Below are 17401 nucleotides of genomic sequence, written 5' to 3'. Positions count from 1 at the left end.
CGGTCAGGGGGTGACGGCGCCGCCGACCGGTGCGACCTCCGACCAGGGCACGGTGACCTCGCCGAGCCTCCAGACCGACCGGTTGCCGAGCACCGTGCGCCCGGCTGCGCGGAGACCCTCGACGCTCGCGACGAATCGCTGGACCGGTCCGTAGCTCGCGAGTGGCGCGTGCAGGGTCCACTGGCGGTCGAGATCGCGGAGGAGGTCGTGGATGGCTTCCCCCGGGACGTTCCGATGGATGAGCGCCTTGGGGAGTCGCTCCGCCACGATCGACGGCCGTTCGAGTTCGGCCAACCGGAGTGAGAGCGAGAACGTCGGGGGAGCGTCCCGGGGGATCGTCACCCAGCTCGCGATGCGGCCCACCTCGTCGCACGTGCCCTCGACGAGCGCGCCCGTCGGCGAGAGCCGGGAAGCCATGCGGGCCCACGCGTCGCTCACGGCCGATTCGTCGTACTGGCGCAGGACGTTGAAGGCGCGGATGACATCCGCTGGTCGCCCGTCCGGGGTCGGCGTCTCGAACCCGCCGAGCCCGACCGACACCGAGAGGTCGGAGGGGAAGGACGAGCGCCCGGCGGCGACCTCCTCGAGCTGGCCGAGCGCCGTCCGCACCCGGGTGGGATCGATCTCGAGCCCGTGGACGTGCACGGGCGCCTTCGTCCGGCGGAGGCGGGCAGCCGTCTCGAGAGCGGTCACTGCGCTCGCCCCGAATCCGAGGTCGACGACGAGGGGTGCGTCCGGTCGGCGGAACGCTGTGGACCGGGCGATGAAGCGGTCGACGCGGCGGAGACGATTCGTGTTGGTCGTCCCGCGGGTGATCGCTCCGATCGGCATGGATCCATCATCCCAGCGACAGCGGCCCGTGCTGCCCTCCCGATAGGCTGGAGACATGTCTGAGCCTTACACCCTCGTGCTTCTGCGGCACGGAAACAGCGACTGGAACCAGAAGAACCTCTTCACCGGATGGGTCGACGTCCGCCTGAGCGACCAGGGCGTCGCCGAGGCCAAGCGGGCGGGCAAACTGCTCGTCGACGCGGGCATCGATGCCGACGTCCTGTACACCTCCGTCCTCACCCGTGCGATCCAGACGGCCAACCTCGCCCTCGAGGTCGCTGACCGCGCCTGGATCCCCGTCAAGCGGTCGTGGCGGCTCAACGAGCGTCACTACGGCGCGCTCCAGGGCAAGGACAAGGCGCAGACGCTCGCCGAGTACGGCCAGGAGCAGTTCATGACCTGGCGTCGTTCCTTCGACGTGCCGCCGCCCCCCATCGACCCGACGGACGAGTACTCGCAGGCCAACGACCCCCGCTACGCCGACATCGACGGCGAGATCCCCGCGACCGAGTGCCTCAAGGACGTCATCGAGCGCATGCTCCCGTACTGGGAGTCCGACATCACGGGAGACCTCGCCGCAGGCAAGACCGTGCTCGTCACGGCCCACGGCAACTCGCTCAGGGCGCTCGTGAAGCACCTCGACGGCATCTCGGACGACGAGATCTCCGAGCTCAACATCCCGACCGGCATCCCGCTCGTCTACAAGCTCGACGCCGACTTCCGCCCGCTCGGACCGGGGGAGTACCTCGACCCCGACGCCGCGGCCGCTGGTGCGGCCGCCGTGGCCGCCCAGGGCAAGAAGTAACGCGCCACCCCGTCATAGCGAAAGTGCGGGCTTTCGTCCCTTCCCCATCAGGGGAGAGGACGAAAGCCCGCACTTTCGCTATGACGAGGAACGGCCGGCGATGGCCGGGTCGGTCAGTTTCCGATCGTCTCCGTCGCGGGGAGGGGCGTGATGCTCTCGGCGCTCCAGTCGCCCGTCGCGAGGTACTGCACCTTCTTCGAGATCGAGACGGCGTGGTCTGCGAAACGCTCGTGGTAGCGGGATGCGAGGGTGGCATCGACGGTCGCGGCCGTCTCGCCCTTCCACGTCTCGCCGAGGACCTTGTCGAAGACGCTCAGGTGGAGGTCGTCGATCACGTCGTCCTCGTCGCGGATCTGTTCAGCGAGCTCGATGTCCTCCGTGCGGAGGAGCTCGGCGAGCTTGCGTGCGATCTCGACGTCGAGGCGGCCCATCTCGGCGAACGTGGAACGCAGGCCCTTCGGCACGGCGCGCTCGGGGAAGCGCGACCGGGCGAGCTGAGCGATGTGTTCGGCCATGTCGCCCATCCGCTCGAGCGACGCGCTGATCCGGAGCGCACTCACCACGATGCGGAGGTCGCGGGCGACGGGCTGCTGACGGGCGAGGATCGTGATGGCGAGCTCGTCGAGCTCGACCGTGAGGCCGTCGATACGGCTGTCGTTCTCGATGACCTCCTCGGCCCGCGCCACATCGGACTCGTTGAAGGCGTGGACGGCGCCCTCGATGGACACGGCCACGAGCTCGGCGATCTCGACGAGACGGTGCTGGACTTCGTGCAGCTCCTGCTGGAAGACTTCGCGCATTAAAGGGATCACTCTCTCGTTCGGGTGCGGGCGCCGACGGTCCACCAGAGGGCGACCGACCGTCGAATCAACCCTGCCGTCGGAAGGTTAACGGACGGTGCAGGGACGATGAACAGTCCACGACGGCCCTCGCAATTCCGGTGGTCCCGGTCAGGTCGGCTCGTCGTGGTACCCCTAATCTAGTCTCATGCAGTCCCCCTGGGTGGTGCTGGCCGCCGTGGCTCTTGGAGCTCTCATGGGCGCAGCGTTCACGAGCTTCGTCTATCTGGCGTTCCGTCGGAGCGAACGCGTCGCGAACGTCGCATCCCCCAAGGTGCCCGACGGCGTCGACCAGGTGCTCGATGCGCTCGAGAGTGCCGGCATCGTGCTCGACCCCTCCGCGAACGTCGTGAAGGCGTCCCCTGGAGCGGTCGCGATGGGCCTCGTCCGGAGAGGTGTGCTCGTCCACGAGGAGATCGACCGCCTGGCCGTCTCCGTACGATCCACGGGGGAGCGCGCCGTCATCGAGCTCGAACTCGGTCGCGGTCGCTTCGGGGAGTCGAGTATGACGGTGCGTGTCCGCGCGGCCCGGCTCGGAACGCGATTCATCCTCGTCCTCGCCGAGGACATCACGGAGTCGAAACGACTCGACGAGGTCCGTCGGGACTTCATCGCCAATATCAGCCACGAGCTCAAGACGCCGATCGGCGCGGTGGGGCTCCTCGCGGAAGCTCTGCAGACGGCGGCGGACGACCCGGAGCAGGTGCGGCGCTTCGCCACGAAGATGACGGCTGAGGCGGCGCGGCTCGCGAAGATCACCGCCGAGATCATCGAGCTCTCGCGGCTGCAGGCCGCGGATGCGCTCGCCCGACCAGAGCTCATCCGTGTGGACCACATCGTGACGTCGGCGATCGATCAGAGCCGGGTGCTCGCCGAATCGTCGGGGGTCGAGCTCGTCGGCGCCGGTGGCAAGGGTCTGGCCGTCTTCGGCGACGAGGCGCTCCTCACCGTCGCCGTGCACAACCTCGTCACCAACGCGATCGCGTACTCGTCACCGGGAGGTCGCGTAGGCGTCGGTGCGCGCGCGACGGACGACGCGATCGAGATCGCCGTCACCGATCAGGGCATCGGGATCGCCGAGGAGGACAAGGATCGGGTCTTCGAGCGGTTCTTCCGCGTCGACGACGCCCGCTCCCGGCGGACCGGCGGCACCGGTCTCGGTCTGTCGATCGTCAAGCACACCGTGCAGAATCACGGAGGCGAGGTCAAGGTCTGGTCGCAGCTGGGCCGGGGCTCGACCTTCACCATCCGGCTTCCCCAGGCCGCACAGGAGTCCCCGTCCCCGAGTGGACGATCCAAGAGAAAGGTGTCGCGATGACCAGCATCCTGCTCGTCGAAGACGAAGAATCGCTGAGCGAACCGCTCGCCTACCTGCTCGGTCGTGAGGGCTACGAGGTGCGTGTCGCGGCCGACGGTCCCACCGCTGTGGAGGAGTTCGTGACGCATGGAGCTGATCTCGTCCTCCTCGACCTCATGCTCCCCGGGATCCCCGGCACCGAGGTGTGCCGGCAGATCCGCGCGGTCTCGTCGGTCCCGATCATCATGCTGACCGCCAAGGACTCCGAGGTCGACATCGTCGTGGGGCTCGAGCTCGGGGCGGACGACTACGTGACGAAGCCGTACTCCACACGCGAACTCCTCGCACGGGTCAGGGCCGTCCTCCGACGCCGGGGCCCCGACGTCGACGAGGCCGAATCCGTTCTCGAGGCCGGAACCGTGCAGATGGACGTCGATCGCCACACGGTCACGGTGAGGGGTGCAGAGGTCTCGATGCCGCTCAAGGAGTTCGAGCTCCTTGAGCTGCTGCTGCGCAACGCCGGACGCGTCCTCACGCGCGGTCAGCTCATCGACCGCGTGTGGGGGAGCGACTACTTCGGCGACACCAAGACGCTCGACGTGCACATCAAGCGCATCCGCTCTCGCATCGAGGAGAAGCCGTCCGATCCCGTCATGCTCGTGACGGTCCGCGGGCTGGGCTACAGGTTCGAACCCTGATCTCTCGAAAATTGGACGGGGATGGTGCGCGTCGAATCGCGCACCATCCCCGTTCCCGTTGTCCCCTCGCTGAGGGGGAGGATCACTCGGACGGAGCCGGCGTGGGTGTGAGGGTCGCGTACTCCGAGAACGTGTCCTGCTCGAGGACGGGGACGTCGATCTCGACGCCCTCCTCCTGGCCGTACTGGACGAAGAGCGGGATGACGGCGCCGGCTGGCTCCTGCAGGGGGTCGAGCTCGAGTCGTCGCTCGTCGCCCGCGCTGAAGGTCGTCGTGGAGCCGCCCGCCACTGTGAGGGTGAACTCCTGGCGATCCTCGCCCGATCCCACCTGGACCGTGACGGCGTGGGGAGAAGAGCCGTTGTTGATCACCGTGACGAGCAGGAAGCCCGTGTCTTCGCTGTCGGCGAGCACGAGCGCGTTGCGCAGGGCGACGTCGCCGACCGTGGCGCTCACTCCGTCGCTCGGGTCGTAGACCTTGAGCGTCGCCTGCGGGGCGAGCAGATTGCACGAAGTGGTGCCGAGGGCGACGGCCGCCGCGAGGACGATCGACGCGGTCAAGCGGGCGCGGGTTCTCACGGGTGCCTCCAGCGGACGGTGCGCAGTCCGGGGCGATGCCTTCGGTGCTGCCGGTTCGGTTCGCTCCTAGCCTAGCGTTCGCGCGCGCGTGCGCCGGTTAGGCGGACCTAACCGGGAGGTCGCTGTGGTATCCTGGGAGACGCTGAAGGGATACTATTCCATGCTTTTTGAGGTTGGCGAAACTGTCGTTTACCCCCACCACGGAGCCGCGACGATCGCGGAAGTCAAGACTCGGATCATCAAAGGTGAAGAGAAGCTCTACTTGAAGCTCCATGTCACCCAGGGCGATCTCGTGATCGAGGTCCCCGCCGAGAACGTCGACCTCGTCGGCGTCCGCGACGTGATCGGTAAGGAAGGTCTCGAGCGCGTCTTCGACGTCCTGCGGGCTCCTTTCACCGAGGAGCCCACCAACTGGTCCCGTCGTTACAAGGCGAACCTCGAGAAACTCGCCTCCGGCGATGTCATCAAGGTGAGCGAGGTCGTCCGCGACCTGTGGCGCCGCGACCAGGATCGCGGACTCTCCGCCGGAGAGAAGCGCATGCTCGCGAAGGCACGCCAGATCCTGGTGTCCGAGCTCGCGCTCGCGGAGAAGACCGATGAGGAGAAGGCGTCGACCGTCCTCGACGAGGTCCTCGCCTCCTGACCGAGGCCTCTATCGGTTCGCGATCGCATCGCTTCGCGATCGCACGATTCACCATCGCCCGCCGGGTTCCCGGCGGGCGATGTCCGTCTTCGGGGCGATGAGGGCGGCGGGAGGGCGCGCGTGTCGGTAGTCGGTACTGTCGAGGCATGAGCCCCGCACCCACCCTCGCGGTCATCGTCGTCGCGGCCGGCGACGGCACGCGCCTCCTGGCCGGCAGCCCGAAGGCCCTCGTCCCCCTCGCCGGCCTGACCATCCTCGAGCATGCCCTGCACGCCGTCTTCGGGATGCGCGAACCGGCCATCGTCGTGGTTGTCGCCCCTCCAGCCGACGTCGAGGAGACGCGGGCGATCGCGGAGCGCGCGGCCGGAGTCGCTGCCGGGCACCTTCGTGTGATCCCCGGAGGCTCGAGCCGTTCACGATCCGTCCGGGCCGGGCTCGCCGACCTTCCGTCGTCCGTCGACACGGTCCTCGTCCACGACGCCGCTCGGGCGCTCGCTCCGTCCTCCTTCCTCGACACGGTGACGGCTGCCGTCCGCACGAGCGGCGAGGCCGTCATCCCCGGACTCGCCGTGACGGACACCATCAAGCAGGTCGACGGAACCGGTGCTGTCGTCTCCACCGTGGATCGCGACAGGCTCCGCGCCGTCCAGACCCCCCAGGGCTTCCCGCGGGACCTCCTCGAGCGCGCCTACGCGGATCCGGACGCCGAGCACACGGACGACGCCGCGACCGTCGCAGCCGTCGGTGGCGTCGTGCGGATCGTTCCCGGAGACGAACGGGCGTTCAAGATCACGACCCCGTGGGACCTCCGGAGGGCCGAACTCCTCGTGTCGCGGGGTGATCTGCGCACCGGGATCGGGCTCGACGTGCACGCCTTCTCGGAGGACGGCATATTGCGTCTCGCCGGCCTCGAGTGGCCGGGGACGCAGGCTCTCTCGGGTCACAGCGACGGTGACGCCGTCGCCCACGCGATCGTGGACGCTCTCCTCAGCGCCGGAGGCCTCGGTGACATCGGTTCGCTCTTCGGCACGGACGATCCTCGCTATGCGGGGGCCGCCGGCGACGTGTTCCTCACCGGAGCCGTCGACGCGCTCGCCGAGGCGGGACTCGTGCCCGTCAACGTAGCGGTACAGCTCGTCGGCAACCGCCCGCGATTCTCCGCCCGTCGTGCTGAGGCCGAGTCCCGACTGTCGGGAATCGTCGGTGCGCCGGTGACGATCGCGGCGACCACGACCGACGGACTGGGTTTCACCGGCAGGGGAGAGGGCGTCACCGCGATCGCGACCGCGCTCGTGCGAGCGCAGGCGGGGCCCGTCCTCGAATAGGCTGTGGAGGTGACACTCCGACTCCACGACTCGCGCACGGCGACGCTGCGCGACTTCGTCCCGCTCGTCCCCGGCCGCGTCGGGATGTACGTGTGCGGTCCGACAGTGCAGTCGTCCCCTCACATCGGCCACCTGCGCTCGGCTCTCGTGTACGACATCCTCCGTCGATGGATGAGCGCGTCGGGCCTCACCGTCACGCTCGTCCGCAACGTCACGGATATCGACGACAAGGTCCTCCAGAACGCGACAGACACGGAGCAATGGTGGGCGCTCGCCTACCGGATGGAGCTCGAGTTCACGGCGGCTTACAGCGCCCTGGGCATCCTGCCCCCCACGTACGAGCCGCGCGCGACGGCGAGCATCCCGCAGATGCACGAGATCATCTCCCTCCTCGTCGACCGAGGTCACGCCTACCCGTCCTCCGACGACTCCGGTGACGTCTACTTCGATGTGCGCAGCTGGCCGACCTACGGCGAGCTCACGCGCCAGAGGGTCGATGCGATGGAGGCGGCGACGGACGCGGATCCCCGCCGCAAGCGCGACCCCCACGATTTCGCGCTCTGGAAGGGGGCGAAGGCTGGTGAGCCCTCGTCGGCCGTCTGGGAGAGTCCGTGGGGCCCCGGTCGACCGGGATGGCACATCGAGTGCTCCGCGATGTCGCGACGGTACCTCGGCGACCGCTTCGACATCCACGGCGGTGGGTTGGACCTGCGATTCCCGCACCACGAGAACGAACTCGCCCAGTCCGCCGCCGCCGGTTTCGGCTTCGCCGAGTTCTGGGTGCACAACGGCCTCGTGAACGTGGGCGGGCAGAAGATGTCGAAATCGCTCGGCAACTCGGTCTTCGCCGCCGACCTGCTCGCCTCCGCGCGACCGATCGCCGTGCGTTACGCACTCGGCTCGGCCCACTACCGCTCCACGATCGACTTCCACGACGGTGCGCTCGCGGAGGCTGAGGCGGCGATCGACCGTATCGAGAGCTTCCTCGAACGGGCCGAGCGACGACTCGCCGGCACCCGTTTCGCCGGGAGCGTCCTCCCGACCGTTCCCGTGGAGTTCGGGGAGGCCCTCGACGACGATCTGGCTGTACCCCAGGCGCTCGCCGTGCTCCACGACACGATCCGATCGGGCAATCAGGCCATGGACGCGGACGACCCGCAGGCGGTCGCCGTCGCGGAGGCGCATGTCCGTGCGATGACCGAGGTCCTCGGGATCGACCCCCTCTCGGCGGAGTGGCGCACGGCGGAAGGCGGGGACGCCACGGCGCGGGCGCTCGACGCGCTCGTGCTCCGGCTCGTCGAAGAGCGTCGCATCGCGCGCGCGAACAAGGATTTCGCCACCTCTGACAGGATCCGCAACGATCTGTCCGCGGTCGGCATCACGATCGAAGACACACCCTCAGGCACACACTGGAGCATCGATGGCAGCAGGTAAGAACCGCGCAGGTGCTGTGCGGAAGACGAAGAAGGGCCCCGTCAAGGGCACGGGCGGCAACGGGCGGCAAGCCCTCGAGGGCAAGAAGCCCACTCCCAAGGCGGAGGACCGCCCGTACCACCCCGCGGGCAAGCGCAAGCTCGCTCAGGACCGGCTCGAGCAGGCCCGTGGTCGCGGGGGCGCCGCTCCTCGGGGTGCCGCGAGCGTCACGCAGAACCGGCGGCAGGACCAGCAGCGCAAGGCCCGCAACCAGGACGACACCGAGATCGTCACCGGTCGTAACGCCGTCGTGGAGGCGCTGCGTGCACGCATCCCGGCGTCGGCGCTGCACATCGCTGCGCGCATCGAGACCGACGACCGCGTCAAGGAGATCCTCCAGATCGCGACGAAACGCGGGATCCCCATCATGGAGGTCATGCGTCCAGAGCTCGACCGGCTCGCGGGGCACGACGGCGTCCACCAGGGTGTGGCGCTGAAGGTCCCGGCCTACGAGTACGCCCACCCCGTGGATCTCCTCGAGCAGGTCGTCGCCTCCGGCAAGACGCCGCTGTTCGTGGCTCTGGACGGGATCACCGACCCCCGCAACCTGGGCGCGATCATCCGTTCGACGGCGGCGTTCGGCGGCCAGGGCGTCATCGTCCCGCAGCGCCGGTCCGTCGGCGTCACGGCATCGGCGTGGCGCACCTCGGCCGGAGCGGCGGCTCGAGTGCCCGTGGCGATGGCCACGAACCTCACGCAGACGCTCAAGGCCTTCAAGGAGGCCGGAGTGTTTGTCGTCGGACTCGATGGCGACGGAGACGTCGACCTCCCTGGTCTCGACCTGGCCGATCGTCCCCTCGTGGTCGTCGTCGGCAGCGAGGGCAAGGGGCTGTCACGGCTCGTCACCGAGACGTGCGACGCGATCGTGTCGATTCCGATCGGCTCAGACACCGAGTCGCTCAACGCGGGCATCGCGGCGTCGGTCACGCTCTACGAGATCTCGACGGCGCGCGCTCGAGCAAAGAAGAAGTAGCACCCGACATACAGACGGCGGGAGCACTCGAGTGCTCCCGCCGTCTCGTTGTCGGTGACGCCGCCTGCCGGCCGTTGGATCAGACCCGCTCGCGCCAGTCCACGTCGTCCTCGTCCGCGTCGAGATCGGACGGAATCGCGATCGACTCGGTCGGCGGGTTGATCACGGTGGCCTCGTCGCGTCGGTGGCGCAGCACGTCGTTGACGTAGGCGGTCTGCGCCTCCGCCAGGGGGACGTCCCGCTCCTCGCGCTGCGACATGAACCACCGGTGCTCGAGGAGCTGGTGGAAGACCTCGGCCGGCTCGAGCTTGCCGCGTAGTTCGCGGGGGATCGACGTCACGACGGGCTCGAACACTCGGATGAGCCACTCGTGGGCCATCTGCTCCTCGTCCACCTCCTGCCCTTCACGCGCGCGGGTGGCGGAGTACGAGTCGAGGTCGTTGAGCAGTCGCCGCGCCTGGTTCTCGCCCGTGTCGAGGCCCGTGAGCCGGATGAGGCGGCGCTGGTGGTGACCCGCGTCGACGACCTTCGGCTGGATGCGCACCGTCGTTCCGCCGGCGTCCGTGCGGATGGCGAGCTCTTCGATGTCGAAGCCCAGTTCGTTGAGACGCTGGACGCGCTGGTTGATCCGCCACCGCTCGCTCGACGCGAACGACTCGGAGCCCGTGAGTTCCTTCCAGAGCGACCGGTAGGACGCGACGATTCCAGCCGACACCTCCACGGGGTCGAGCTCGTCCTCGACGCGGCCCCCGGCCTGGAGGTCCATGAGCTCGCCGGCGATGTTCACCCGGGCGATCTCGAGATCGTTCTCGCGCTGACCGTTCGACAGGCCGCCGTCGAACAGCTTGCCCGTCTCGGCGTCGACGAGGTAGGCCGCGAACGAGCCGGCGTCGCGGCGGAAGAGGGTGTTCGAGAGCGAGACGTCGCCCCAGAAGAACCCGACGATATGGAGGCGGACGAGCAGCACCGCGAGTGCGTCGACGAGGCGTGTGGCCGTGTCGGGGCGGAGCATCTGGGAGAACAAGGCGCGGTAGGGGAGGGAGAACTTGAGGTGCCGCGTCACGAGCACGCTCGCGAGCGGGGCGCCGTCCTCGTTCAATCGTCCGGCGACCACGGCGAGCGGGTCGACGCACGGGATGTCGAGACGCTGGAGCGTGCGCAGCATGTCGTACTCTCCGCGCGCCATCTCCGTCGTGGTCTCCTTGACGGCGATCACGTAGCCGGAGAGGTAGGCGAACCGGACCAGGTGGCGCGAGATGCCCTTCGGCAGGGAAGCGATGGTCTCGCTCGGCCACTCGTCGAGGGGCAGGTGCCACGGGAGGTCGAGAAGGGCCGGATCGACCGTTGCTGAGGTGATGCTGAGGGAAGCGCTCATGCTGCCGCCTGTTCTCGAGAAAAGGAGAACGCCGGCCGGCGGGCAGAAGCCCGGCCGACCGGCGTCATCGATGGGTGTGTCAGGCGCTGACGATGGCCTTGTTGAGGCGCTCGCCGGACTCCACGTCGAACGCGTGGATGTGGTTCGGGGCCGGCACGAGGTGGACCGTGTCGCCGATGGAGGGGTGGAGGCGGCCGTCGACGCGAGCGACGATGTCGGTGCGCTTGCCCTCGACCTCCGAGTGGCCGTAGAGGTAGCCGTCGGCGCCGAGCTCTTCGACGAGGTCGACGACGACCTCGAGACCCGCACCCGGGTCGGTCGAGACGACGATGTCCTCGGGGCGCACGCCCACGGTGACCTGCTTGCCGCTTGCGGTGCTGAGGATGTCGCGGTCGACCGGGACGACGCTCGCGCCGAACTTGATGCCGCCCTCGGCGAGGTCCGCCGTGAGGAGGTTCATGGCGGGGGAGCCGATGAAGCCGGCGACGAACACGTTCTGCGGGGCCTCGTAGAGGTCGCGCGGGGTGCCGACCTGCTGGAGGAGGCCGTCCTTCAGCACGGCGATCCGGTCACCCATGGTGAGGGCCTCGGTCTGGTCGTGCGTGACGTAGACGGTCGTGACGCCGAGACGACGCTGGAGCGACGCGATCTGCGTACGGGTCTGCACGCGGAGCTTGGCGTCGAGGTTCGAGAGCGGCTCGTCCATGAGGAACACCTGCGGCTGACGGACGATCGCGCGACCCATGGCGACGCGCTGACGCTGACCACCGGACAGCGCCTTCGGCTTGCGGGTGAGGTACTCCTCCAGGTCGAGGAGCTTGGCGGCCTCGAGGACGCGGGTAGCGCGCTCCTCCTTGCCGACGCCGGCGATCTTGAGGGCGAAGCCCATGTTCTCCGCGACGGTCATGTGCGGGTAGAGCGCGTAGTTCTGGAACACCATCGCGATGTCGCGGTCCTTCGGCGGGACGTCCGTGACGTCGCGGTCGCCGATGAGGATGCGGCCGTCGTTGACCTCTTCGAGGCCCGCGAGCATGCGGAGCGAGGTCGACTTGCCACAGCCGGAGGGGCCGACGAGGACGAGGAATTCGCCGTCCGCGACGTCGAGGTTGAGCTTGTCGACCGCGGGGCGGGTGCCACCGGGGTACAGACGGGTGGCGTTGTCGAACGTTACTGATGACATGTGCTGTCTTCTCCTTCACCGGCAGGTACGTGCCGGACGATCCGAGTGAATGGAAGCGCGGCCGTCGACCGACTCCGGACGGAGTCGATCGGTGGGGCGACGCACGCGACGTCCTCGTCGCGCCTTGTCATTATGCCACGACTCCCGTGAACGGGGGACGTGGGGTGCGAGATGTCCACCGCCCTCAGCTACTGCGTGGCCGACGTCCAGGCGACGGGCCTACTATCGGTGGGTGCGTCGAGCCCGCCCCAGGGTCGACGCCTCATCTCTGTACGACGTCGAAGCGAGGATCCATGAGCACCGGAGACCCTGCCGGCCAGGACGAGCCCGTGAGCAAGCAGGACAAGCCCGTGGGCAAGAACGAACGCCGCGAGGCTGCCCGAGAGAAGGCCAAGGAGCTGCGCGCAGCGCAACGCAAGAGGGACCTGCGCAACCGCGTCCTCGTTCAGGGCGGCATCATCGTGGGCGTGCTCGCTGTCGTGGCCATCGTCGCGGTCATCGTCGTCACCTCCATCCGGCCGGCCTCGAAGGGCCCGGCCAACATGGCGAGCGACGGCATCGTCATCGGCCAGGGCCTCACCGCCGTGCCCACGGAGGCGCTCGCGGCGGGTGCCGATCCGATCCCGACGGCCGACGACCCGGCCGTCGCCCAGATCCGCGTCTACCTCGACTATCTCTGCCCGTATTGCGGAGACTTCGAGCGGGCCAACGGCGAGCAGATGGAGTCCCTCGTCGAATCGGGCGCCGCGACCGTCGAGATCCACCCGATCGCGATCCTCACGGCGCGGTCGGCCGGAACGCAGTACTCGCTCCGCGCTGCGAATGCCGCGGCGTGCGTGGCCGACTCCTCCCCTGACAGTTTCTGGGCATTCAATTCGGCCCTCTTCGCCGACCAGCCGGCGGAGGGATCGGAGGGGCTCACCGACGATCAGCTCATCGAGATCGCGGGCACCGCCGGTGCCACGGGCGTCTCGGACTGCATCGAGGATCGGGACTTCGCCGGGTTCATCCAGTCGGCGACCGACCGTGCGAAGGAAGGACCGATCCCCGGATCCTCCGTCGCGCAGGTGCAGGGCACGCCCACGATCCTCGTGAACGGGAAGCAGTACACCGGGTCGCTCGAGGACTCCGACGAGTTCCGCGCCTTCGTCCTGCAGGCGTCGAGCGAGACGTATTCCACCTCCACTCCGACCCCGACGCCCACCGAGACGGCGCCGGCGGACGGATAGGACGCGTCGGCACCCTCCGCCGAGTGGTTAGGATGGGTGCTCGTCGGCCGACTTGGCGCAATTGGTAGCGCAACGCTCTTGTAAAGCGTAGGTTGCGGGTTCGAGTCCCGCAGTCGGCTCCAGTTTCGAGGCGCGAGCCTCGTCGTGACGGCACGCTGCTGAGAGGATGTCCCCATGGGCGAGTCCCCCGTCGTCCTGTTCGTGTGCGTTCACAACGCCGGGCGATCACAGATGGCCGCCGGCTACATGACGGCGCTGTCCGGCGGTGCCGTGGACGTGCGGTCTGGCGGATCCGAGCCGGGGGAGTCGATCAACCCCACGGCGGTCGCCGTGATGGCCGAGGAGGGCATCGACATCTCGCGGGCCGTTCCCCAGCTCATGACGACCGAGCAGGTCCGAGGCGCCGACGCGGTCATCACGATGGGCTGCGGCGACGCATGCCCGATCTTCCCAGGCAAGCGCTACGAGGACTGGGAGCTCGACGACCCGAAGGGGCGCCCGATCGACGAGGTCCGGGCCATCAGGGACGACATCAGGTCGCGGGTCGAGCGCCTCCTCGCCGACCTCGTTCCGTCGGCACACTGACCGCACCGACGCGTTCACCCGGCGGAGTAGACTCGCCAGGTTTGAGTGCAACGGAACGATCGGGCGGTTCGGCGTGACTGAAGGTGTGAAGCGGGCGTTCCCGCAATGGCTCGGGCTCGTTCTCGCCGTCGTCACCGGGACGTTCGTGGCCGCCCAGGCCCGTATCAACGGCGCCCTCGGGGCTGCGCTCGACGACGGCTTCGCCGCGGCCGCTGTGTCATTCGGATCCGGTCTCATCATCCTCACGATCGTCATGGGATTCTCGCGGCCGGGCCGCCGCGGTCTCGCTCGGGTCGTCGGTTCGCTGCGCGACCGGACGGTCCCGTGGTGGACCGTCGCCGGTGGCGCGGCCGGTGCCTTCCTCGTGCTCTCCCAGGGCATCGCCGCAGCCGCCCTCGGAGTCGCGCTCTTCACCGTCGCCATCGTCGCCGGTCAGACGATCTCGTCTCTCGTGCTCGACCGCATCGGGTTCGGTCCGCACGGGGTGGTTCCGTTCCGGACCTCGCGCGTCCTCGGGTCCGTGCTCGCCCTCGTCGCCGTCGCGTGGGCCGTCTCGACGGAGTTCGGGGGAGACAAGCCGCTGTGGCTCCTCGTCATGCCGCTGCTCGGCGGCATCGGCATCGGCTGGCAGCAGGCCGTGAACGGTCGGGTCCGACAGGTGGCGTCGAGTGCGCTCACGGCGACCTTCATCAACTTCACCGTCGGAACGGTGGTCCTTCTCGTGGCGATGGCGGTGCACTTCGCCGCCGTCGGTCTCCCTGACGCATTGCCGAGCGATCCGATCCTGTACATCGGCGGAGCGATCGGTTGCGTCTTCATCGGCGTCTCGGCGTTCCTCGTGTCTCACACGGGACTGCTCGTCCTCGGCCTTGGCACGGTCGCCGGCCAGCTCGTCGGCGCCGTCCTGCTCGACCTGCTCGCGCCGGGAGCCGGTGGGCTGCACTGGACGACGGTCGCCGGAGCGGGACTCGCCCTCGTCGCGGTGGCGATCGCGAGCATCCGCCGCTGACGAAGCCGCTGACGCCGCCGCTCGGTCGTGGTCAGAGTTCGGTGATGAACCGCTCGCCGTCGACGGGACGACGCGAGCCGCGGCGTTTACCCTCGGGGACGCCGCCGACGTAGAGCCACCCGAGCAGTTCCTCGTTCTTGGCGAGGCCGTGGGCCTTCCGCATCGCCTTGTGACGCGTGTACCAGCCGGTGCGCCAGAAGACGCCCCAGCCGGCGGCGTCGAGGAGGAGGCTCACGGTGTGGGCGACGCCCGATGCGACGGCCTCCTGCTCCCACCGGGGGACCTTGTGGGACTTCTTCTCCGTCACGACGACCGCGAGGATCAGCGGTGCCTTGTGGGGTTTGTCCGACGGCTTGCGATCCTTCGACGCCTTCGCGATCGCCTTTCCGAGGCGACGGCGAGCATCGCCTCGGAGTGCGACGATCCGCCACGGGCGGAGAGAGCTGTGATCGGCGACCCGTCCGGCCGCTGACACGATCCGTGAGAGCTCGTCATGGCTCGGGGCGTCCGAGGTGACACTCGACCAGGATCGGCGCGTGGCGACGGCGTCGAGGACGGTCTCGAACCTCTCGGCCCGATCGGCGGGCGAGAGGGGCTGCTCCGACGTGCTCACTCCGCTGCGGGCGTGAAGCCCAGGGCGAGGGAGTTCATGCAGTAGCGGTCTCCCGTCGGGGTGCCGAATCCGTCGTCGAAGACGTGGCCGAGGTGCGAGTCGCACGTCGCGCAACGGACCTCGGTCCGCTTCATTCCGAGCGAGGTGTCCTCGATGAGGGTGACGGCCTCGGGGCGGACCGATTCGTAGAAGCTCGGCCACCCGCAGCCGGAATCGAATTTCGTACCGCTCTTGAAGAGCTCGGCCCCGCAGGCCGCGCACGTGTAGAGGCCCGAACGGGCCTCGTCGAGGAGTTCGCCCGTCCACGGGCGCTCGGTCGCCGCCTCACGCAGCACCGCGAACTGCTCGGGGCTCAGCTCGTCGCGCCACTCGGCGTCGCTCTTCTTCACTTCGTGCGCCATGGGTGTCCTTCCATCGGTGTCCTCCTCCATTCAACCGCACGCGAGCCACGTTGTTCCCCGCTCGTCACGTGGCGAAAGGGAGTCGGCGACCGGCCGTCGCACGAAACCTCCGCGACACGTGGCGTGATTATGATGTGGCCGAGAGGAGGGCGACATGGCGGCGAGCGAGACGACCGGGGGATCGGACGGCGCACGTGATGCCGGCGCGCTCGACGATCGCGAACGGGCCATCCTCGACTTCGAACGCCAGTGGTGGAAGCACGCAGGCGCCAAAGAGGATGCGATCCGTTCAGAGTTCTCCCTGTCGGCCGCCCGGTACTATCAGGTACTCGGCGCGCTCATCGATCGTCGCGAAGCGCTCGTCTACGATCCCATGCTGGTGAAGAGGCTCCAGCGCATGCGGGACGCACGATCGGCCGCACGAGCAGCACGATCCACTCCCCAGTCCTCGAGCTGATGGCTCGAGACGCCTGAACCGGAAGACACCGCCAGCGCAATGACCCGCAGCCATTCCCGTGACCGCTTCGACGTGAAGGGTCCGTCGGAGCCGGCCCGCGTCGGTGCCCACCGAGCACCTGAGAGGCGCGGGCGTGGATGGATCGCGTTCGCGTGGGCTGCGGCGGCCACCGTGGTCCTGGTCGTCGTCGGGATCGTCGGATTGCAGCTCATCACCGACCGTCTCGACCTGGATGCGGTGTTCCCTCAGCAGGAGGCCTCCGAGGCGGCGTCGGAGACGCCTGCGACGACCCCACCGGCCGAGGCCGTCGTCGACACCGCGGCCATCGTGACCGTCTTGAACGGCACATCGACGGCCGGCCTCGCGGGCGATGCGGTCGAGCAGCTGGCCGCCGCCGGCTGGTCGCAGAACATCGCGGTGAGCAACGCCGATCAGTCGACGGTCGAGACGACGATCGTCTACTACCAGGACCCGTCGCAGGAGGGCGCTGCTCGAGGCCTCGCCGAGGCGCTCGGCGTCGGGACCATCACTCTTTCCGACGACTTCGCGATCGAGGCGGGCGAGGGCGAGGAGCCGATCCTCCAGCTCGTCGTCGTGCTCGGCGCCGACTACGTCCCGCCGGCCGCCGGCTGATCATCGGCGGGCCTCCGACCGCCCTGTGTTTCCCGCGTGTTTCCGGGGTGAGCACCCTCTGTAACCATTTCCTGCAGCACGTGTACGTGCCTGCACGCGGTGGCTACTATCTGGAAGTGGTCGCGCATGCTGGCTCGAGCGTGCGACCGGCCCGGCGACGGCAAGAGCCGGCTGCCGTGAGACACAGCAACATGGGAGTAGGCATGGCGAACGGGACCGTGAAGTGGTTCAACGCGGAGAAGGGCTACGGTTTCATCACCGTGGACGGCGGAGGACAGGACGTGTTCGTCCACTACTCCGCGATCGACATGAGCGGCTACAAGGCTCTCGAGGAGGGCCAGCAGGTCGTCTTCGAGGTGGGGACCGGCTCGAAGGGCCCCCAGGCGGAATCGGTTCGTCTCGCGTAAACACCAACCGAATGACATCCAGACGAACGCCGTCGACTCCGGTCGACGGCG

At 68.6% G+C, this 17401-nt stretch carries 20 protein-coding genes and 1 tRNA gene; 14 read left to right on the top strand and 7 right to left on the bottom strand.

All coding sequences use genetic code 11. From position 1 onward, the window contains the following. Nucleotides 1-3: 3 nt before the first annotated feature. Nucleotides 4-831 (bottom strand): SAM-dependent methyltransferase, encoded by an 828-nt coding sequence (locus CLV49_RS00965; protein WP_106561856.1) that lies wholly within the window; start codon nucleotides 829-831, stop codon nucleotides 4-6. 55 nt (nucleotides 832-886) lie between these two features. Here CLV49_RS00965 and CLV49_RS00960 point away from each other — a divergent pair, with 55 nt between their 5' ends. Continuing rightward, nucleotides 887-1636 (top strand): phosphoglyceromutase, encoded by a 750-nt coding sequence (locus CLV49_RS00960; RefSeq protein ID WP_106561855.1) that lies wholly within the window; start codon nucleotides 887-889, stop codon nucleotides 1634-1636. A gap of 113 nt (nucleotides 1637-1749) precedes the next feature. Here CLV49_RS00960 and phoU read toward each other — a convergent pair whose 3' ends face one another. Continuing rightward, nucleotides 1750-2436, bottom strand: coding sequence for a phosphate signaling complex protein PhoU (phoU, locus tag CLV49_RS00955; protein WP_106561854.1), 687 nt, complete (start codon nucleotides 2434-2436; stop codon nucleotides 1750-1752). A gap of 187 nt (nucleotides 2437-2623) precedes the next feature. Between phoU and CLV49_RS00950 the strand changes: the two genes are divergently transcribed. Together CLV49_RS00950 and CLV49_RS00945 are read left to right on the top strand one after the other, a co-directional pair. Next, a complete protein-coding gene (locus CLV49_RS00950; RefSeq protein ID WP_106561853.1) occupies nucleotides 2624-3793 on the top strand; it encodes a sensor histidine kinase in 1170 nt (389 codons plus the stop codon). Continuing rightward, nucleotides 3790-4470: a response regulator transcription factor gene (locus tag CLV49_RS00945; RefSeq protein WP_106561852.1), complete on the top strand. Its 681-nt coding sequence runs from the start codon at nucleotides 3790-3792 to the stop codon at nucleotides 4468-4470. Before CLV49_RS00950 ends, CLV49_RS00945 begins: the two co-directional genes overlap by 4 nt. An 82-nt stretch (nucleotides 4471-4552) precedes the next feature. Here CLV49_RS00945 and CLV49_RS00940 read toward each other — a convergent pair whose 3' ends face one another. After that, nucleotides 4553-5047 (bottom strand): hypothetical protein, encoded by a 495-nt coding sequence (locus tag CLV49_RS00940; protein ID WP_127054192.1) that lies wholly within the window; start codon nucleotides 5045-5047, stop codon nucleotides 4553-4555. Nucleotides 5048-5207: 160 nt separating this feature from the next. Here CLV49_RS00940 and CLV49_RS00935 point away from each other — a divergent pair, with 160 nt between their 5' ends. The 4 genes from CLV49_RS00935 (at nucleotide 5208) to rlmB (ending at nucleotide 9461) form a co-directional block, all read left to right on the top strand. Continuing rightward, nucleotides 5208-5690 (top strand): CarD family transcriptional regulator, encoded by a 483-nt coding sequence (locus CLV49_RS00935; protein WP_106561850.1) that lies wholly within the window; start codon nucleotides 5208-5210, stop codon nucleotides 5688-5690. A 146-nt stretch (nucleotides 5691-5836) separates the two neighbouring features. Continuing rightward, nucleotides 5837-7015, top strand: a complete 1179-nt coding sequence (ispD, locus tag CLV49_RS00930; RefSeq protein ID WP_106561849.1) for a 2-C-methyl-D-erythritol 4-phosphate cytidylyltransferase — start codon at nucleotides 5837-5839, stop codon at nucleotides 7013-7015. A gap of 9 nt (nucleotides 7016-7024) precedes the next feature. After that, nucleotides 7025-8449, top strand: a complete 1425-nt coding sequence (cysS, locus tag CLV49_RS00925; protein ID WP_106564803.1) for a cysteine--tRNA ligase — start codon at nucleotides 7025-7027, stop codon at nucleotides 8447-8449. Next, nucleotides 8436-9461, top strand: coding sequence for a 23S rRNA (guanosine(2251)-2'-O)-methyltransferase RlmB (gene rlmB, locus CLV49_RS00920; protein ID WP_106561848.1), 1026 nt, complete (start codon nucleotides 8436-8438; stop codon nucleotides 9459-9461). The genes cysS and rlmB overlap by 14 nt, the downstream gene beginning before the upstream one ends. Nucleotides 9462-9540: 79 nt before the next feature. Here rlmB and CLV49_RS00915 read toward each other — a convergent pair whose 3' ends face one another. Then, complete coding sequence (locus CLV49_RS00915; RefSeq protein ID WP_106561847.1) at nucleotides 9541-10836, bottom strand: DUF4032 domain-containing protein; 1296 nt, start codon at nucleotides 10834-10836, stop codon at nucleotides 9541-9543. Between the two features lie 79 nt (nucleotides 10837-10915). After that, on the bottom strand, nucleotides 10916-12016 hold the full coding sequence (locus CLV49_RS00910) for an ABC transporter ATP-binding protein (RefSeq protein ID WP_106561846.1): 1101 nt from the start codon (nucleotides 12014-12016) through the stop codon (nucleotides 10916-10918). Between the two features lie 293 nt (nucleotides 12017-12309). Between CLV49_RS00910 and CLV49_RS00905 the strand changes: the two genes are divergently transcribed. From CLV49_RS00905 to CLV49_RS00890, 4 genes are all read left to right on the top strand, one after another. Further along, nucleotides 12310-13245 (top strand): DsbA family protein, encoded by a 936-nt coding sequence (locus CLV49_RS00905; protein ID WP_106561845.1) that lies wholly within the window; start codon nucleotides 12310-12312, stop codon nucleotides 13243-13245. Between the two features lie 46 nt (nucleotides 13246-13291). Continuing rightward, nucleotides 13292-13367 (top strand) — tRNA-Thr (locus tag CLV49_RS00900). A gap of 52 nt (nucleotides 13368-13419) precedes the next feature. Continuing rightward, nucleotides 13420-13830 carry an arsenate reductase ArsC gene (locus CLV49_RS00895; protein ID WP_106561844.1) on the top strand — a complete coding sequence of 137 codons (411 nt, stop codon included), beginning with the start codon at nucleotides 13420-13422 and terminating at the stop codon, nucleotides 13828-13830. Between the two features lie 73 nt (nucleotides 13831-13903). Then, complete coding sequence (locus tag CLV49_RS00890) at nucleotides 13904-14839, top strand: DMT family transporter (RefSeq protein WP_243696482.1); 936 nt, start codon at nucleotides 13904-13906, stop codon at nucleotides 14837-14839. 31 nt (nucleotides 14840-14870) lie between these two features. Here the strand turns inward: CLV49_RS00890 and CLV49_RS00885 are convergent, their stop codons facing one another. Continuing rightward, nucleotides 14871-15452 carry a nitroreductase family protein gene (locus tag CLV49_RS00885; RefSeq protein WP_106561842.1) on the bottom strand — a complete coding sequence of 194 codons (582 nt, stop codon included), beginning with the start codon at nucleotides 15450-15452 and terminating at the stop codon, nucleotides 14871-14873. Further along, nucleotides 15449-15853, bottom strand: coding sequence for a peptide-methionine (R)-S-oxide reductase MsrB (msrB, locus tag CLV49_RS00880; protein ID WP_106561841.1), 405 nt, complete (start codon nucleotides 15851-15853; stop codon nucleotides 15449-15451). Before msrB ends, CLV49_RS00885 begins: the two co-directional genes overlap by 4 nt. A 154-nt stretch (nucleotides 15854-16007) precedes the next feature. Between msrB and CLV49_RS00875 the strand changes: the two genes are divergently transcribed. The 3 genes from CLV49_RS00875 to CLV49_RS00865 all read left to right on the top strand — a co-directional run bounded on the left by CLV49_RS00875 (nucleotide 16008) and on the right by CLV49_RS00865 (nucleotide 17350). After that, on the top strand, nucleotides 16008-16310 hold the full coding sequence (locus CLV49_RS00875; protein WP_106561840.1) for a DUF3263 domain-containing protein: 303 nt from the start codon (nucleotides 16008-16010) through the stop codon (nucleotides 16308-16310). A gap of 39 nt (nucleotides 16311-16349) precedes the next feature. Next, complete coding sequence (locus CLV49_RS00870) at nucleotides 16350-16943, top strand: LytR C-terminal domain-containing protein (RefSeq protein WP_106561839.1); 594 nt, start codon at nucleotides 16350-16352, stop codon at nucleotides 16941-16943. Nucleotides 16944-17146: 203 nt separating this feature from the next. Beyond that, the gene (locus CLV49_RS00865; protein ID WP_106561838.1) at nucleotides 17147-17350 is read left to right on the top strand and encodes a cold-shock protein; all 204 of its coding nucleotides are present in this window, start codon (nucleotides 17147-17149) and stop codon (nucleotides 17348-17350) included. Nucleotides 17351-17401: the final 51 nt, after the last annotated feature.

Origin of the sequence: Labedella gwakjiensis (assembly GCF_003014675.1) — a bacterium.
GTDB classification, from domain to species: Bacteria; Actinomycetota; Actinomycetes; order Actinomycetales; family Microbacteriaceae; genus Labedella; species Labedella gwakjiensis.
Note: the sequence above shows the minus strand (reverse complement) of the source record. Positions and strands in the feature narration are given on the sequence as shown.

What these genes read in the sequence shown, in the direction of transcription:
- CLV49_RS00965 (WP_106561856.1), bottom strand. Translation starts at nt 831, where the DNA reads ATGCCGATCGGAGCGATCACCCGCGGGACGACCAACACGAATCGTCTC.
- CLV49_RS00960 (WP_106561855.1), top strand. Translation starts at nt 887, where the DNA reads ATGTCTGAGCCTTACACCCTCGTGCTTCTGCGGCACGGAAACAGCGAC.
- phoU (WP_106561854.1), bottom strand. Translation starts at nt 2,436, where the DNA reads ATGCGCGAAGTCTTCCAGCAGGAGCTGCACGAAGTCCAGCACCGTCTC.
- CLV49_RS00950 (WP_106561853.1), top strand. Translation starts at nt 2,624, where the DNA reads ATGCAGTCCCCCTGGGTGGTGCTGGCCGCCGTGGCTCTTGGAGCTCTC.
- CLV49_RS00945 (WP_106561852.1), top strand. Translation starts at nt 3,790, where the DNA reads ATGACCAGCATCCTGCTCGTCGAAGACGAAGAATCGCTGAGCGAACCG.
- CLV49_RS00935 (WP_106561850.1), top strand. Translation starts at nt 5,208, where the DNA reads ATGCTTTTTGAGGTTGGCGAAACTGTCGTTTACCCCCACCACGGAGCC.
- ispD (WP_106561849.1), top strand. Translation starts at nt 5,837, where the DNA reads ATGAGCCCCGCACCCACCCTCGCGGTCATCGTCGTCGCGGCCGGCGAC.
- rlmB (WP_106561848.1), top strand. Translation starts at nt 8,436, where the DNA reads ATGGCAGCAGGTAAGAACCGCGCAGGTGCTGTGCGGAAGACGAAGAAG.
- CLV49_RS00915 (WP_106561847.1), bottom strand. Translation starts at nt 10,836, where the DNA reads ATGAGCGCTTCCCTCAGCATCACCTCAGCAACGGTCGATCCGGCCCTT.
- CLV49_RS00910 (WP_106561846.1), bottom strand. Translation starts at nt 12,016, where the DNA reads ATGTCATCAGTAACGTTCGACAACGCCACCCGTCTGTACCCCGGTGGC.
- CLV49_RS00905 (WP_106561845.1), top strand. Translation starts at nt 12,310, where the DNA reads ATGAGCACCGGAGACCCTGCCGGCCAGGACGAGCCCGTGAGCAAGCAG.
- CLV49_RS00895 (WP_106561844.1), top strand. Translation starts at nt 13,420, where the DNA reads ATGGGCGAGTCCCCCGTCGTCCTGTTCGTGTGCGTTCACAACGCCGGG.
- msrB (WP_106561841.1), bottom strand. Translation starts at nt 15,853, where the DNA reads ATGGCGCACGAAGTGAAGAAGAGCGACGCCGAGTGGCGCGACGAGCTG.
- CLV49_RS00875 (WP_106561840.1), top strand. Translation starts at nt 16,008, where the DNA reads ATGGCGGCGAGCGAGACGACCGGGGGATCGGACGGCGCACGTGATGCC.
- CLV49_RS00870 (WP_106561839.1), top strand. Translation starts at nt 16,350, where the DNA reads ATGACCCGCAGCCATTCCCGTGACCGCTTCGACGTGAAGGGTCCGTCG.
- CLV49_RS00865 (WP_106561838.1), top strand. Translation starts at nt 17,147, where the DNA reads ATGGCGAACGGGACCGTGAAGTGGTTCAACGCGGAGAAGGGCTACGGT.